Source organism: Alicycliphilus denitrificans K601 (assembly GCF_000204645.1).
Classification (GTDB): Bacteria; Pseudomonadota; Gammaproteobacteria; order Burkholderiales; family Burkholderiaceae_C; genus Alicycliphilus; species Alicycliphilus denitrificans.
Window position 1 is genome coordinate 4,290,039 of the sequence record NC_015422.1, and the last position, 12,713, is coordinate 4,302,751.

14 protein-coding genes and 1 other annotated feature are annotated in these 12,713 nt (G+C 67.5%); of the genes, 5 read left to right on the forward strand and 9 right to left on the reverse strand.

Translation table 11 applies throughout. From position 1 onward, the window contains the following. From ALIDE2_RS20395 to ALIDE2_RS20405, 3 genes are all read right to left on the reverse strand, one after another. Entirely contained in the window at positions 1-1,197 is a 1,197-nt protein-coding gene (locus ALIDE2_RS20395; RefSeq protein WP_013723021.1) for an acyl-CoA dehydrogenase family protein, read from the reverse strand. Positions 1,198-1,209: 12 nt separating this feature from the next. Beyond that, positions 1,210-2,409 (reverse strand): acetyl-CoA C-acyltransferase, encoded by a 1,200-nt coding sequence (locus ALIDE2_RS20400; RefSeq protein WP_013723022.1) that lies wholly within the window; start codon positions 2,407-2,409, stop codon positions 1,210-1,212. Positions 2,410-2,554: 145 nt separating this feature from the next. Beyond that, the gene (locus tag ALIDE2_RS20405) at positions 2,555-4,672 is read right to left on the reverse strand and encodes a 3-hydroxyacyl-CoA dehydrogenase NAD-binding domain-containing protein (protein WP_013723023.1); all 2,118 of its coding nucleotides are present in this window, start codon (positions 4,670-4,672) and stop codon (positions 2,555-2,557) included. Between the two features lie 110 nt (positions 4,673-4,782). Here ALIDE2_RS20405 and ALIDE2_RS20410 point away from each other — a divergent pair, with 110 nt between their 5' ends. Both ALIDE2_RS20410 and ALIDE2_RS20415 read left to right on the forward strand, forming a co-directional pair. Further along, the gene (locus ALIDE2_RS20410) at positions 4,783-5,691 is read left to right on the forward strand and encodes a LysR family transcriptional regulator (protein ID WP_013520555.1); all 909 of its coding nucleotides are present in this window, start codon (positions 4,783-4,785) and stop codon (positions 5,689-5,691) included. Positions 5,692-5,728: 37 nt separating this feature from the next. After that, complete coding sequence (locus ALIDE2_RS20415; RefSeq protein ID WP_013723024.1) at positions 5,729-6,043, forward strand: DUF1153 domain-containing protein; 315 nt, start codon at positions 5,729-5,731, stop codon at positions 6,041-6,043. An 86-nt stretch (positions 6,044-6,129) separates the two neighbouring features. Here the strand turns inward: ALIDE2_RS20415 and ALIDE2_RS20420 are convergent. Next, positions 6,130-7,364 (reverse strand): IS3 family transposase gene (locus tag ALIDE2_RS20420; protein ID WP_085945337.1). Its coding sequence is split into 2 segments (ribosomal slippage): positions 6,130-7,076 and positions 7,076-7,364, totalling 1,236 coding nucleotides; the frame shifts between segments, so codons are not numbered across the junction. Then, positions 6,970-7,086: a sequence feature (AL1L pseudoknot), on the reverse strand. It overlaps the preceding gene by 117 nt. Here ALIDE2_RS20420 and ALIDE2_RS24705 point away from each other — a divergent pair. Beyond that, on the forward strand, positions 7,363-7,704 hold the full coding sequence (locus tag ALIDE2_RS24705) for a VOC family protein (RefSeq protein ID WP_193353131.1): 342 nt from the start codon (positions 7,363-7,365) through the stop codon (positions 7,702-7,704). The two genes, ALIDE2_RS20420 and ALIDE2_RS24705, sit on opposite strands and share 2 nt — an antisense overlap. Before the next feature lie 123 nt (positions 7,705-7,827). Here the strand turns inward: ALIDE2_RS24705 and ALIDE2_RS20430 are convergent, their stop codons facing one another. From ALIDE2_RS20430 to ALIDE2_RS25525, 5 genes are all read right to left on the reverse strand, one after another. Continuing rightward, positions 7,828-8,181 (reverse strand): YXWGXW repeat-containing protein, encoded by a 354-nt coding sequence (locus tag ALIDE2_RS20430; RefSeq protein WP_013723025.1) that lies wholly within the window; start codon positions 8,179-8,181, stop codon positions 7,828-7,830. Positions 8,182-8,266: 85 nt separating this feature from the next. Next, complete coding sequence (gene htpX, locus ALIDE2_RS20435) at positions 8,267-9,139, reverse strand: protease HtpX (protein WP_013520558.1); 873 nt, start codon at positions 9,137-9,139, stop codon at positions 8,267-8,269. Positions 9,140-9,265: 126 nt separating this feature from the next. Next, positions 9,266-10,057 carry a DUF3025 domain-containing protein gene (locus ALIDE2_RS20440; RefSeq protein WP_013723026.1) on the reverse strand — a complete coding sequence of 264 codons (792 nt, stop codon included), beginning with the start codon at positions 10,055-10,057 and terminating at the stop codon, positions 9,266-9,268. Next, positions 10,039-11,088 carry a dihydroorotase gene (gene pyrC / locus ALIDE2_RS20445; protein WP_013723027.1) on the reverse strand — a complete coding sequence of 350 codons (1,050 nt, stop codon included), beginning with the start codon at positions 11,086-11,088 and terminating at the stop codon, positions 10,039-10,041. Before pyrC ends, ALIDE2_RS20440 begins: the two co-directional genes overlap by 19 nt. A gap of 121 nt (positions 11,089-11,209) precedes the next feature. After that, positions 11,210-11,404: a hypothetical protein gene (locus ALIDE2_RS25525; protein ID WP_238530059.1), complete on the reverse strand. Its 195-nt coding sequence runs from the start codon at positions 11,402-11,404 to the stop codon at positions 11,210-11,212. Between the two features lie 446 nt (positions 11,405-11,850). Between ALIDE2_RS25525 and ALIDE2_RS20455 the strand changes: the two genes are divergently transcribed. Beyond that, the gene (locus tag ALIDE2_RS20455; RefSeq protein ID WP_013723028.1) at positions 11,851-12,234 is read left to right on the forward strand and encodes a DUF488 domain-containing protein; all 384 of its coding nucleotides are present in this window, start codon (positions 11,851-11,853) and stop codon (positions 12,232-12,234) included. A gap of 9 nt (positions 12,235-12,243) precedes the next feature. Next, positions 12,244-12,702: a carboxymuconolactone decarboxylase family protein gene (locus ALIDE2_RS20460; protein WP_013723029.1), complete on the forward strand. Its 459-nt coding sequence runs from the start codon at positions 12,244-12,246 to the stop codon at positions 12,700-12,702. Positions 12,703-12,713 lie beyond the last annotated feature (11 nt).

Here is a 12,713-nt window from a genome sequence, read left to right on the forward strand (position 1 = left end):
TCACAGCCCCAGGATCATCTTGGAGATGATGTTGCGCTGGATCTCGTTGGAGCCGCCGAAGATCGACAGCTTGCGGTAGTTGAAGTACGCGGCCGCGGCGGTGGCGGCCTCCTTGGGGCCGACGGGCTCCTGGTCGTACTCGGCGAACTGGGCGGCCTCGATGTAGGGCAGCGCGTACGGCCCCATGGCGCGGCGGATCAGCGACAGCAGCTCCTGGCGGATCACCGTGCCGCGGATCTTGAGCATGGAGCTCTCGGCCCCCGGCACGCCGCCGCCCTGCACCGACGCGAGCACGCGCAGGTTGGTCGTGGCCATGTTGTTCAGGTCGATCTCGACCTGCGCCATGCGCGTGGCGAACTGCGGGTCCTGCGCCAAGGGCTTGCCATTGCGCTGCACGCGGCTGGCGATCGCCTTGAGCTTTTCCAGCGCGGCCATGGAGAAGCCCACGCCGGCGATGCCCGTGCGCTCGTAGGTCAGCAGGTACTTGGCGTAGGTCCAGCCCTTGTTCTCCTCGCCCACCAGGTTCTCCAGCGGCACCTTCACGTCGGTGAGGAAGACCTCGTTGACCTCGGCGTCGCCGTCCAGCGTGCGGATGGGGCGCACCTCCACGCCGGGCTGGTTCATGTCGATGAGCACGAAGCTGATGCCCGACTGCGCCTTGGCCTGCCTGTCGGTGCGCACCAGGCAGAACATCATGTTGGCGTGCTGGCCCTGGGTGGTCCAGGTCTTCTGGCCGTTGACGACGTAGTGGTCGCCCTCGCGCACGGCCGTCGTCTTGAGGCTCGCCAGGTCCGAGCCCGCGCCGGGCTCGGAATAGCCCTGGCACCACCAGTCGTCGCCATTGAGGATGCGCGGCAGCCAGCGCTTCTTCTGCTCCTCGTTGCCGTACTTGATCAGCACCGGGCCCAGCATGGACAGGCCGAACGGCACCAGGCGCGGGCCGCCGGCCATGGCGCACTCGTCGTCGAAGATGAACTTCTGGATCGGCGTCCAGCCGGTGCCGCCGTACTCCTTGGGCCAGTGGTAGGCCAGCCAGCCCTTCTTGTTCAGGATGGCGTGCCAGCCCTCCTGGTCGGCGCGCGTCAGGCGCTGGCCGGCCTTGACCTTGGCGGCGAGCTGCGGGGGCAGATGGTCCTTGAGGAACGCGCGCACCTCGGCGCGGAACGCCTCTTCTTCGGGGGTGAATTGCAGGTCCATGGTGGTGCCTTTTCAGAAAATCTCGAACAAGCCGGCCGCGCCCATGCCGCCGCCGATGCACATGGTGACCACGCCCCACTTGACCTTCTCGCCGCGCGCCTTGCGGCGCTGGCCTTCGAGCAGGACGTGGCCCGCCAGGCGCGCGCCCGTCATGCCGAACGGGTGGCCGATGGAGATGGCGCCGCCGTTGACGTTCAGGCGCTCATTGGGAATGCCGAGCTTGCGCTGGCAGTACAGCGCCTGCGAGGCGAAGGCCTCGTTGAGCTCCCACAGGTCGATGTCCTCGACCTTCAGGCCCGTGCGCTCCAGCAGGCGCGGCACGGCGAACACCGGGCCGATGCCCATCTCGTCGGGCTCGCAGCCGGCGATGGCGAAGCCGCGGAAGGCGCCCAGCGGCGAGAGGCCGCGGCGCTCGGCCTCCTTGGCCTCCATCAGCACGCAGGCGGCCGAGCCGTCGGACAGCTGCGAGGCGTTGCCCGCCGTGACGAACTTGCCCGGGCCCTTGACCGGCTCCAGCTTGGCCAGGCCTTCGAGCGTGGTCGAGGGGCGGTTGCAGTTGTCCATGGTGGCCGTCACGTTCTTGTAGGTGACCTCGCCGGTCTCCTTGTTCTTCTCGGCCATGGTGGTGGCGCAGGGCACGATCTCGCCCTCGAACACGCCGGCGGCCTGAGCGGCGGCCGTGCGCTGCTGGCTCTGCAGCGCGAACGCGTCCTGGTCCTCGCGCGTGATGCCGTAGCGCTGGGCCACCACGTCGGCGGTGTCGATCATCTCCATGAACAGCGCGGGCTTGTGCTCGAGCAGCCAGGGGTCCATGTCGGCCGTGCCGGTGCGGCCCGCGGGGCGCATCAGCGAGATGCTCTCCACGCCGCCGGCGACCATGGCGGGCACGCCCTCCATGACGATGCGCCCGGCCGCCACGGCGATGGCCTGCAGGCCCGACGAGCAGAAGCGGTTGATCACGGTGCCGCCCACCGTCACCGGCAGGCCGGCGCGCAGCGCGGTCTGGCGGCCGATGTTGCGGCCCGTCGTGCCCTCGGGGTAGCCGCAGCCCCAGATCAGGTCCTCGATCAGGCCGGGCTCGATGCCGGCGCGCTGCACCGCGGCCTGCACCGAGAAGGCGCCCAGCTGGGCACCGGGTGTGACGTTGAATTCGCCGCGGTGGGACTTGGCCAGCGGCGTGCGGGCGGTGGAAACGATGACGGCTTCGCGCATGGGAGGCTCCTTGGAAATGGCTGCGTTTCTATGGAATCGATAGCTGCTTGCGCAGCGTGGACGGGCGTTCGAGCGGTTTTTATTGAAATCTATGAAGAGGGCCGGTTTCCTCCCCCCTCGGGAGGGGAGGAGCGGGGGCCGGCCGTCAGCCGCGCTGGTTCAGGCTGGCGAAGTTCCTGCCCTCGGCCACCAGCTTCTTGAGCAGCGGCGCGGGCTGCCAGAACAGCGCGTCCTCCTTGGCGAAGGCTTCGATGTCGGCCAGCACCTTGGGCAGGCCCTGCATGTCGGCCCATTGCATCGGGCCGCCGCGCCAGCGCGGAAAGCCATAGCCGAACAGGAAGGTCACGTCGATGTCGAGCGGACGCAGCGCGATGCCCTCCTCCAGCACCTTGGCGCACTCGTTGACCATGGCCGCCATGTAGCGGCGCATGATCTCCTCGTGCGTGAAGGCGCGCGGCGTGATGCCCTTCTTCGTGCGCTCGGCGTCCACGATGGCCAGCACCTCGGGGTCCTGCTGGCCGGTGCGCGCTCCTTCGGGGTACAGGTACCAGCCGCGTCCGGTTTTCTGGCCGTACCAGCCGCGCTCGGCGATGCGGTCAGCGATCTCGACGTAGCGCGCCCTGGGATCGCGCGTGGCAGCCTTGCGCTTGCGCGTGGCCCAGCCGATGTCGCCGCCGGCCAGGTCCGACACCTGGAACGGCCCCATGGGGTAGCCGAACTCGCGCACGGCCGCATCGATCTCGTAGGGGCTGGCGCCGTCTTCGAGCATGTAGTTGGCCGCCTCGCGGTAGACCGATAGGATGCGGTTGCCGATGAAGCCGTCGCACACGCCGGCGCGCACCGGCACCTTCTTCATGCGCTTGGCCAGCTCGAACGCGGTGACCACCACGTCGGGCGCCACCTTGGCGGGCACGACGATCTCCAGCAGCTTCATGATGTTGGCCGGGCTGAAGAAATGCAGGCCGATCACGTCCTGCGGGCGGCTGGTGACGGCGGCGATGGCGTCGATGTCCAGATACGAGGTGTTGGTGGCCAGCACCGCGCCGCTCTTGCACACCCGGTCGAGCTCCTTGAACACGGCCTTCTTGACCTCGATGTCCTCGAACACCGCCTCGATCACCAGATCCACGTCCTTGATGTCGTCATACGAGGTGCTGGGCTGGTAGCGCGCCATGGTGGCGGCCTTGGCCTCGGCGGTCATGCGGCCCTTGGCGATCAGGCCGTCGTAGACCTTCTCCACGTTCTTGCGGCCGCGCGCGATGGACTCGGCGTCGCGCTCGATCATCACCACCGACAGGCCCGCGTCCAGGGCCGCCACGGTGATGCCGGCGCCCATGGTGCCGCCGCCGATGATGGCCAGCTTGGCGAAATGGCGCGGCGCTGCGGCCCTGGCCTCGGGGATCTTGGCGGTCTCGCGCTCGGCGAAGAAGGCGTGCACCAGGCCAGCGCGCTGCGGGCTGTTCAGGCATTCGAGGAACAGCTCGCGCTCGCGCTTCACGCCCTCGGCAAAGGGCATCTGCACGGCGGCCTTGACGCATTCGATGATCTTGGCCGGAGAGAACAGGCCGCGCGTCTTCTTGGCCGTGTCCTGGGCCAGCTGGTCCAGCGCCGCCAGCGCGGCGGCCTTGTCGGCCACCTCCAGGTCGCAGGTGCGGCGCGGCTGCGTGCCACTGGCGAGCAGTTCGCGCACATAGGCCAGGCCGGCGGCCACGGGGTCGTCGCCCTCGACCAGCTTGTCCACCAGGCCGGCGGCCAGGGCCGCCTTGGCCGACAGGTGCTTGCCACTGAGCATCAGCTCGGCCGCGGGCAGCGCCCCCATCAGGCGCGGCGAGCGCTGCGTGCCGCCTGCGCCGGGCAGCAGGCCCAGGTTGACTTCGGGCAGGCCCAGCTTGGCGCCGGGCAGAGCCAGGCGGTAATGCGTGGCCATGGCGACCTCCAGCCCGCCGCCCAGCGCCGGGCCGTGGATGGCGGCCACCACCAGCTTGCCGCCGGCTTCCATGCGGTTGAGCACCTCGGGCAGGAAGGGCGCCATCGGCGGCTTGCCGAACTCGCGGATGTCCGCGCCGGCGATGAAGGCCTTGCCCTGGCCCACGATCAGCATGGCGCGGGAGGCGGCGTCCTGCTCCAGCTGCTCCACGGCCTCCTGCAGGCCGGCGCGCACGGCCTGGCGCAGCGCGTTGACGGGGGGGTTGTCGATGGTGACCACCAGTACTTCGCCATCGAGGCGGATGTGGACGGGGGAAGCGCTGGCTTGCTCGCTCATCGTGTTGTCTCCGGGTGGAAAGTGAAAACACCCATTCTGCATAGACAGGCAGTTTTAACAATCACATCATCCATTGACAAAGCGTCAAATAAAATTTGACAATTGATAGAATGGACCTGCAATCGCTCACCCTTTTAGTGGAGATCATCGACAGCGGCAACCTCAGCCAGGCGGCGCGCAAGCTCAAGATGACGCGCGCCAACGTCAGCTACCATCTGACGCAGCTGGAAAAATCTGCGGGCGTGCAGCTCATCCGGCGCAGCACGCGCCGCGTGGAGCCCACCGAGGTCGGCCTGCGCCTGTACGAGCATGGCCTCGCCATCCGCAACGAAGTGCTGGCCGCGCGCGAGACCGTGACCAGCCTGGGCCAGGGCTTGCTGGGACGCGTGGGCATCAGCGTGCCCAGCGGCTATGGCCAGATGGTGATGAGCGACTGGCTCATCGAGTTCAAGCGGCTGTACCCCGGCATCGTGCTGGACGTGCTGTTCGAGAACCGCGCCGACCACCTGCGCGACGAAGTGGACATCGTCATCCGCGTCATTCCCGAACCGCCGCTGTCGGTCATCGCGCGCAGCCTGGGTCCCATGCGCTATGTGGCCTGCGCCTCGCGCGCCTACGTGGCCGAGCACGGCCTGCCCGCCACGCTCTACGAACTGCGCAACAGCCCGGTGATCACGGCCGGCGTGATCGGGCACCAGCTGCGCCTGTCGGCCTACCAGGGCAAGGAGCGCCAGGAGGTGCTGCTGGAGCCCACGCTGATCTCAGAGCATTTCCCGTTCCTGCGCCAGGGCATCCTGGCCGGGCTGGGCGTGGGCCTGGTCCCCGACTACGTGGTGCAGGCCGAGGTGGCCAGCGGCGAGGTGCTGCTCGCGCTGCAGGAATACCGCCTGAGCATCTTCGGCAGCCACATGTACCTGATGTACCTGCCCGGCCGCCACCAGACGCGCGCCGTGCGCACCTGCATCGACTTCCTGATGGCCAAGGCCGGGCATGGCGCGTCGCCTGTATTGACCCAGTGAAAACCTGCTCAGGTATTACCGTCGAGAGGAAAACACCATGAGTACGTTGATGGACGAAGAGATCAAGCGCTGGACCGCGAAGCGCAAGACGGCATTGGTACTGGAAATCATCCAGGGCAAGACCAGCGTGGCCGAGGCCAGTCGGTCCTATGATCTTCCGCCCTCGGAGATCGAGAGCTGGGTGGAGGACGGCCGCAAAGGGATGGAGAACGCCCTGAAGGCCAACCCGCAGGACGTGCGCGAGCAATACGAGCGCCAGCTCAAGGATCTGCAGGAGGCCTACGGCGAGGCGATGCTGGAGTTGCGCGCTAGAAAAAAATTGCAGTCCCTGCTGGGCGAGGACGAGAAGTGATCGAGACGATCCGCCAGGGACTGCAGGCCGACGGCATCACCGTCTCGATCTCTGAACCGCCCCGGCTTTCAAGGAGGCCGATTGGTTTAAGTTGACACCTCTGTCGAGGTGTCGCTGACGGCGAGTTGCCTCCAGTAGTTTGCCTCAGCTTCTGCCGGAGGGATGCCCCCAATCGGCGTGAGCAGTCGGACGTGATTGAACCAGTGCACCCACTGCAGGGTGGCCAGCTCCACGGATTCCCTGGTCTTCCAGGGTCCCCGGCGGTGAATCAGCTCGGCCTTGTACAGCCCGTTGATGGTCTCGGCCAGTGCGTTGTCGTAGCTGTCACCCCGGCTGCCCACTGATGGCTGGATACCCGCCTGGTCCAAGCGTTCGGTGTAGCGTATGGAAACGTATTGACTGCCCCTGTCGGAATGGTGCGTCAAGGCATGGGCTGCTGGCTGGCGGTCATACAGCGCCTGCTCCAGCGCATCCAGCACGAAGTCCGTTTGCATGCTGCGGCTGACCCGCCAGCCCACGATGCGCCGGGCGTACACGTCCACCACGAAGGCCACGTACAACCAGCCCTGCCAGGTGGAGACGTAGGTGAAGTCCGACACCCACAGCTCGTTGGGCCGGCTGGCCTTGAATTGCCGGTTGACGTGGTCCAGCGGGCACGGTGCCGATGTGTCCGGCGTGGTGGTGCGCACTGTCTTGCCACGGCGTGCTCCTTGCAAGCCCATGGCACGCATCAGGCGCTCGACCGTGCAGCGCGCCACTGCGATGCCCTCGCGGTTCATCTGCAGCCAGACCTTATCGGCCCCGTAGACCTGCCAGTTGGCGTGCCACACGCGCTGGATGTCGGCTTTCAAACCCTCGTCACGCTGGACGCGTTGACTGCGCAGTTGCGGGTTGCGTTGCCGGGCTGCGTGGCGCCAGTAACACGACGGGGCCATCTGCAGCACCCGGCAGATGGGCTCGACCCCGTAGTCATCACGGTGGCGGTCGATGTAGTTCTTCAAGACTTCAATCGGCGGTCGAGCTCCGCCTGCGCGAAAAACGCGCTGGCCGTCTTCAGGATGTCGTTGGCCCGGCGCAGCTCTTTGACCTCACGCTCCAGTTCCTTGATGCGCTGGGCGTCTGCCGTGGTGGTGCCGGGGCGCTGGCCGCTGTCGACCTCGGCCTTCTTGACCCAGTCATTCAAGGTCTGCGGCACGCAGCCAATCTTGGGCGCAATCGATTCAATGGCTGCCCACAGCGACGGGTAGTCGGCTCGGTGCTCCTGCACCATGCGAACGGCGCGCTCGCGGACTTCCGGGGAGAACTTCGGTGACTTGTTCATGGCTCCATCTTCTCAAGAGTTGGTGCCTCCTCGAAATCCGGGGCTGTTCAGTTCACGCAACGTGTTCATGCGTATCGGTATCGGTGCATTGCATTTCTACGATCAGGCCCCCCGCGAACTGCGCCGCAATGCGATACACCATTTGGGTATGCAGGTTGTCGGCCTGCAGGATTTGTATGACCGCATGAAAGCCGCGGGCGTACACCTGCCCAATCCGATTCGCCACTCGAAAGGCGGCGGCTACTTTATGCTGGAAGCGCCTGATCAGGTGCTGATCGAAGCGTTTGAGCCTGGCTCAGAACGAGATCCGAACGTCTTGGCCTACTATGGCTATCGATAAATGAGATCGATCTTTGAGTCGTTGCGACGGCTCGTCCAAGCCTTCCCGTGCAGGCTTGGACGAGCCTAGAGAGCAACCGCTTCCGGCGGCTGCATGGAAACGCGAAGCGGCTCAGGAGGTATTTCAGCGCGGGCCCCAGCGGCCGCCGCGCTGCTGCCAGCCGCGCGGCCCATGGTCCCAGCGGCGCGGGTGCCAGACATAGCCGGGGCGCGGCGGCACGGCCCAGTAGCCCGGCGTCCAGGCATAGCGCCCGCCGCCCCAGCCCCAGTAGCCATTGATCCACACATGCACCGGCGAGGGCGCGACGGGGACCACCTCGGCCTGCAGGGGCGGCGGCGCCGAGGAGGCGTAGACCACGTCACCCGCCGGATAGGCCGGTGCCACCACGCAGCCGGTCAGCGCCAGGCCGGCGGCGGCCAGCGCCAGGGCCGGCAGCGCGCGGCGCAGGCCCGTCGTAAACGTCGATGTAAGAATCACGGTGCTCTCCTGACAGTCATCTCCACAACGAAAAAGCCCCCGCCAGTTGTTGACAGGGGCTTGTGAAGTGGAGGTAAAGATCCGTTCAGCGCAGGTTCTGCAGTGCAGCCACGCGCTCCTCGATGGGCGGGTGCGAGGAGAACAGCTTGCCGATGTTCCCCGTGATGCCCATGGCCTGCAGGCTCTGGGGCATCTGGCCCGGGTGCATGCCGCCCAGCCGGTGCAGGGCGTTGATCATGGGCTGCTTGCGGCCCATGAGCTGGGCGGCGCCGGCGTCGGCGCGGAACTCGCGCTGGCGCGAGAACCAGGCCACGATGATGGCGGCCAGGAACCCCAGCACGATGTCGAGCACGATGGTGGTGATCATGTAGCCGATACCGGGGCCCGAGCTGTTCTCGTCGTTCCTGCGCAGGAAGCTGTCCACCGCGTAGCCGATCACGCGCGAGAGGAACACCACGAAGGTGTTCATGACGCCCTGGATCAGCGCCATGGTCACCATATCGCCGTTGGCCACGTGGGCCACCTCGTGGCCGATCACGGCCTCGACCTCCTCGCGCGTCATGCCCTGCAGAAGGCCCGTGGAAACGGCCACCAGCGCCGAGTTCTTGAATGCGCCCGTGGCGAAGGCGTTGGGCTCGCCCTCGTAGATGCCGACCTCGGGCATCTGGATGCCGGCCTTGTCGGCGAAGCCGCGCACGGTCTCGACGATCCAGGCCTCGTCGGCGTTGCGCGGCGCGTTGATGATTTGCACGCCCATGCTCATCTTGGCGATGGGCTTGCTCATCAGCAGCGAGATGATGGCGCCGCCGAAGCCCATGACGAAGGCGAAGCCGAGCAGCGCGCCCAAATTCAGGCCGTTGGCCGTCAAGTAGCGGTTCACGCCCAGCAGGCTGGCGACGATGCCCAGCACCACCACCACGGCGACGTTGGTCAGCAGAAAGAGCGCAATGCGTTTCATCGAAGGGTTCTCCGGACAAGGACAGGAAGCCGCCCGCGGCGCCGCGCCATGGGCAGACAACAAGGTGGGGATAAAGCGGGGCAGTTCAAGCCACGCGGCCAGCGACAGGCACCTGTTGTTTATGGCTTATGCGATGCGCGCGCTGCGGAAAACGAGAGAGTCATCATAAAAGCAAAAGTTCTCGTTTTCGGGCCACCAGCCTGGCACGCCCAGAACCGGCAGGGGATTGAAAGGCTTGGCCGCCAGCCGCTGCGCCGACAGGCCGGCGGCCAGCCAGCCATCCACGTTCACTACACTTTCAGTAGCTGCATGCGCTTTATAGACATGAGCCGTGACCTGTTTTCGTGGTGAAACCAGCTTTTCCAGCAGGGCATGGCCGATGAGCAGCAGCCGCGCCTGCCGCCACAGCGGGCGCAGCTCCACGCACAGCCTGCGCCATTGGCGCGCGGCCAGCGCCTCGTGCAGGGCGGGCGGGGCCAGCAGCACGGCGCCGTTTTCGTCGAACACCGTGAGCGCGTCGCGCAGCGGCCCGCGCACCGCGCCCACGCCCTCGGCCGCTATCACCCCGGCCTGCAGCCGGTTGAAGCGGCGCTTGGCGGCCGGGTAATGCAGCCAGACGAGGCCGTTGAAGAAGTCGTGCAGGTTGTCGCGCGTGGGTACGCGGCCTTCGGCGTGGATGAACTGCTCGTAGGCCATGCCCGGCGGCAGCGCCGCCTGGGGCACGAAGCGCACGCCGGGCGGCGGGGCAGCGCCCTCGTCGATCAGCGCGTTGAGCGCATCGGCCACGCCGGCGCCGGCTTGCACGCGCGCGGCCACGCGCTGCCCCATGGATGCCAGCGGTGCCAGCCAGGGGCGCCGCCAGTCGATGGCGTCCAGGCAGGGCTGCGCAGGCGGGCAGCTCACCCCACCAGCCGCCACGGCAGCGCCTCGCCCGCGCGCAGTGGCTTGAGGTCGGCCTCGCCGAAGGGGAAGCTGTCGGGCGGCATCCAGCTTTCGCGGCGCAGCGTGATCGTGCCCTGGTTGCGCGGCAGGCCGTAGAAGGCCGGGCCGTGGAAGCTGGCGAAGCCCTCCAGCCTGTCGAGCGCGCCCGCGTTGTCGAAGGCCTCGGCGTACATCTCGATGGCGGCGTGCGCGGTGTAGCAGCCGGCGCAGCCCGTGGCGTGCTCCTTGAGGTGCGCGGGGTGCGGCGCGCTGTCGGTGCCCAGGAAGAACTTGGCAGATCCGCTGGTGGCCGCCTGCACCAGTGCCTGGCGGTGCAGCTCGCGCTTGAGCACGGGCAGGCAGTAGTAGTGCGGGCGTATGCCGCCCGTGAAGATGGCGTTGCGGTTGTACAGCAGGTGGTGCGCGGTGATGGTGGCCGCGGTGTACGCGTCGCTGTCCGCCACGTACTGCGCGGCCTCGCGGGTGGTGATGTGCTCGAAGACGATCTTGAGCTCGGGGAAGTCGCGGCGCAGCGGGATCAGTTGCCGGTCGATGAACACGGCCTCGCGGTCGAACAGGTCGATGTCGCTGCTCGTCACCTCGCCGTGCACCAGCAGCAGCAGGCCGGCCTTCTGCATGGCCTCCAGCGTCGCGTAGGTCTTGCGCATGTCGGTTACGCCCGCGTCGCTGTTGGTGGTGGCGCCCGCGGGGTAGAGCTTGCACGCGACCACGCCGGCATCGCGGGCAGCGGCGATCTCGTCGGGCGGCAGGTTGTCGGTGAGGTACAGCGTCATCAGGGGCTCGAACGACACGCCCTGCGGAACGGCGGCCAGGATGCGCTCCTTGTAGTCGAGCGCCTGGGCCACCGTGGTCACGGGCGGGCGCAGGTTGGGCATGATGATGGCGCGCCCGAACTGCGCCGCCGTGTGCGGCACGACGGTGTGCAGGGGGTCTCCGTCGCGCACGTGCAGGTGCCAGTCGTCGGGGCGGGTGATGGTGAGGGTGTCGGGGCGGTGGGCTGCGGTCATGGCCGTTATTGTCCCATTCACTCCCTGCCGTGTGCGGGAAGAAACGAGCCCCGGCACCGCCAGGGTGGCCGGGGCAGATCCCGCTGCGGAGACGAGGGGCAAGCGGAAGCGGGCCGATGGATCAGCAGCCCGAGGGACGGTTGGGCCGCATGGGCACCACGGCGACGTCGCTCCAATCGTCGGCGCGGAACTCATGGTCCAGGAAGGTGAAGAAGGCCTCGTACACCACGCTGGCATCGGGCCGGTAGCGGATGTCGCCAAACGCCTGCCCGCTGCCACCCACGCGGTTGACACCGTCGAAGCAGAAGGTACACACCTCCGAGGTACGAGCCGATGGGGTTCTTCTTGTCCACATTGGTGAGGTTGACGTTACCGTCGTCATAAACGCCGTTGAGGCCTTCCACGGCAGCGCCCGTGACCGTCAACACGCCGAGCTGGTCGCTGGGTGTGGGATCGTCGTCGTTGCCGCCACCCCAAGCGCTGAGAAGAAGGGCGGCGGCCACCATGACGGCGCAAGAGGTTCTGAGGAAGGCATTCATGATGCTGAGTGCTCCAGGGTGGTTGAATATGGTTCGATCCCAGGAAGGGCGTGGCCGGGAGCGCGTGAGCCACGCCCCCCCCACACACCCTGTAAGAAAAGCCCGCGCGGCCTGGTCGGCGCGCCGGCGGCCGCGATGGGTGCCGCGGCCAATACCCCTGCTGGCGGCCGAAGCCGCAGGGGCGCTTATCCTGCCCGGGTGTTGGGCCCTGCAGGACCATGCCATGGACAAGACCATCCCACCCCACCATGTCCGCATCAAGCGCGCCTACGAGCCGCCCGCGGCCGAGGACGGCGCGCGCATCCTGATCGACCGGCTGTGGCCGCGCGGCGTGAAGAAGGAGGCGCTGGCGCTCACCGAATGGACCAAGGCGCTGGCCCCGAGCACCGAACTGCGCCAGTGGTTCAACCACGACCCGGCCCTGTGGGACGAGTTCCGCCGCCGCTACGCCGCCGAGCTGCGCGCGCAGCGCCCGGCCTTCGACGCGCTGCGCGAGCGCGCGCGCCACGGCGTGGTGACGCTGGTGTATTCGGCACATGACGAGACCGTGAACAACGCCGTCGCCATGCGCGGCTTCCTGCTGCAGCGCGGCGGCCTGGATGGCTAGGAGCTTTCGATGACACAACGCCTGGACTACAAGAACGCATCGCCCAAGGGCTTTGCCGCCATGCTCGCGCTGGAACTGCACGCGCGCGCGAGCGGGCTGGAGCACGGCCTGCTGGAACTGGTGAAGACGCGCGTTTCGCAGCTCAACGGCTGCGCCTTCTGCCTGGACATGCACACCAAGGACGCGCGCGCCGCCGGCGAGGACGAGCAGCGCCTGTACCTGCTCCCCGCATGGCGCGAGGCGCCCTGCTACACGGAGCGCGAACGCGCCGCGCTGGCCTGGGCCGAGGCCGTGACCCTGCTCAAGGACCAGCAGGTGCCGGACGAGGTGTACGAGCAGGCGCGCCGGCAGTTCGACGAGAAGGCTTTGGTGGACCTGACGCTGGCCATCGTCGCCATCAACGGCTGGAACCGGCTGTCGGTGTCGTTCCGCACCGAGGCCGGCAGCTACCAGCCCGGCCATCATTGAAGGGCACGGCG

Bases quoted from the DNA above. Each gene is read 5' to 3' on its own strand.
- ALIDE2_RS20415 (WP_013723024.1), top strand. From the start codon at position 5,729: ATGAGTACGTTGATGGACGAAGAGATCAAGCGCTGGACCGCGAAGCGC.
- ALIDE2_RS20395 (WP_013723021.1), bottom strand. From the start codon at position 1,197: ATGGACCTGCAATTCACCCCCGAAGAAGAGGCGTTCCGCGCCGAGGTG.
- htpX (WP_013520558.1), bottom strand. From the start codon at position 9,139: ATGAAACGCATTGCGCTCTTTCTGCTGACCAACGTCGCCGTGGTGGTG.
- ALIDE2_RS20410 (WP_013520555.1), top strand. From the start codon at position 4,783: ATGGACCTGCAATCGCTCACCCTTTTAGTGGAGATCATCGACAGCGGC.
- ALIDE2_RS20460 (WP_013723029.1), top strand. From the start codon at position 12,244: ATGACACAACGCCTGGACTACAAGAACGCATCGCCCAAGGGCTTTGCC.
- ALIDE2_RS20405 (WP_013723023.1), bottom strand. From the start codon at position 4,672: ATGAGCGAGCAAGCCAGCGCTTCCCCCGTCCACATCCGCCTCGATGGC.
- ALIDE2_RS20455 (WP_013723028.1), top strand. From the start codon at position 11,851: ATGGACAAGACCATCCCACCCCACCATGTCCGCATCAAGCGCGCCTAC.
- pyrC (WP_013723027.1), bottom strand. From the start codon at position 11,088: ATGACCGCAGCCCACCGCCCCGACACCCTCACCATCACCCGCCCCGAC.
- ALIDE2_RS24705 (WP_193353131.1), top strand. From the start codon at position 7,363: ATGGCTCCATCTTCTCAAGAGTTGGTGCCTCCTCGAAATCCGGGGCTG.
- ALIDE2_RS20400 (WP_013723022.1), bottom strand. From the start codon at position 2,409: ATGCGCGAAGCCGTCATCGTTTCCACCGCCCGCACGCCGCTGGCCAAG.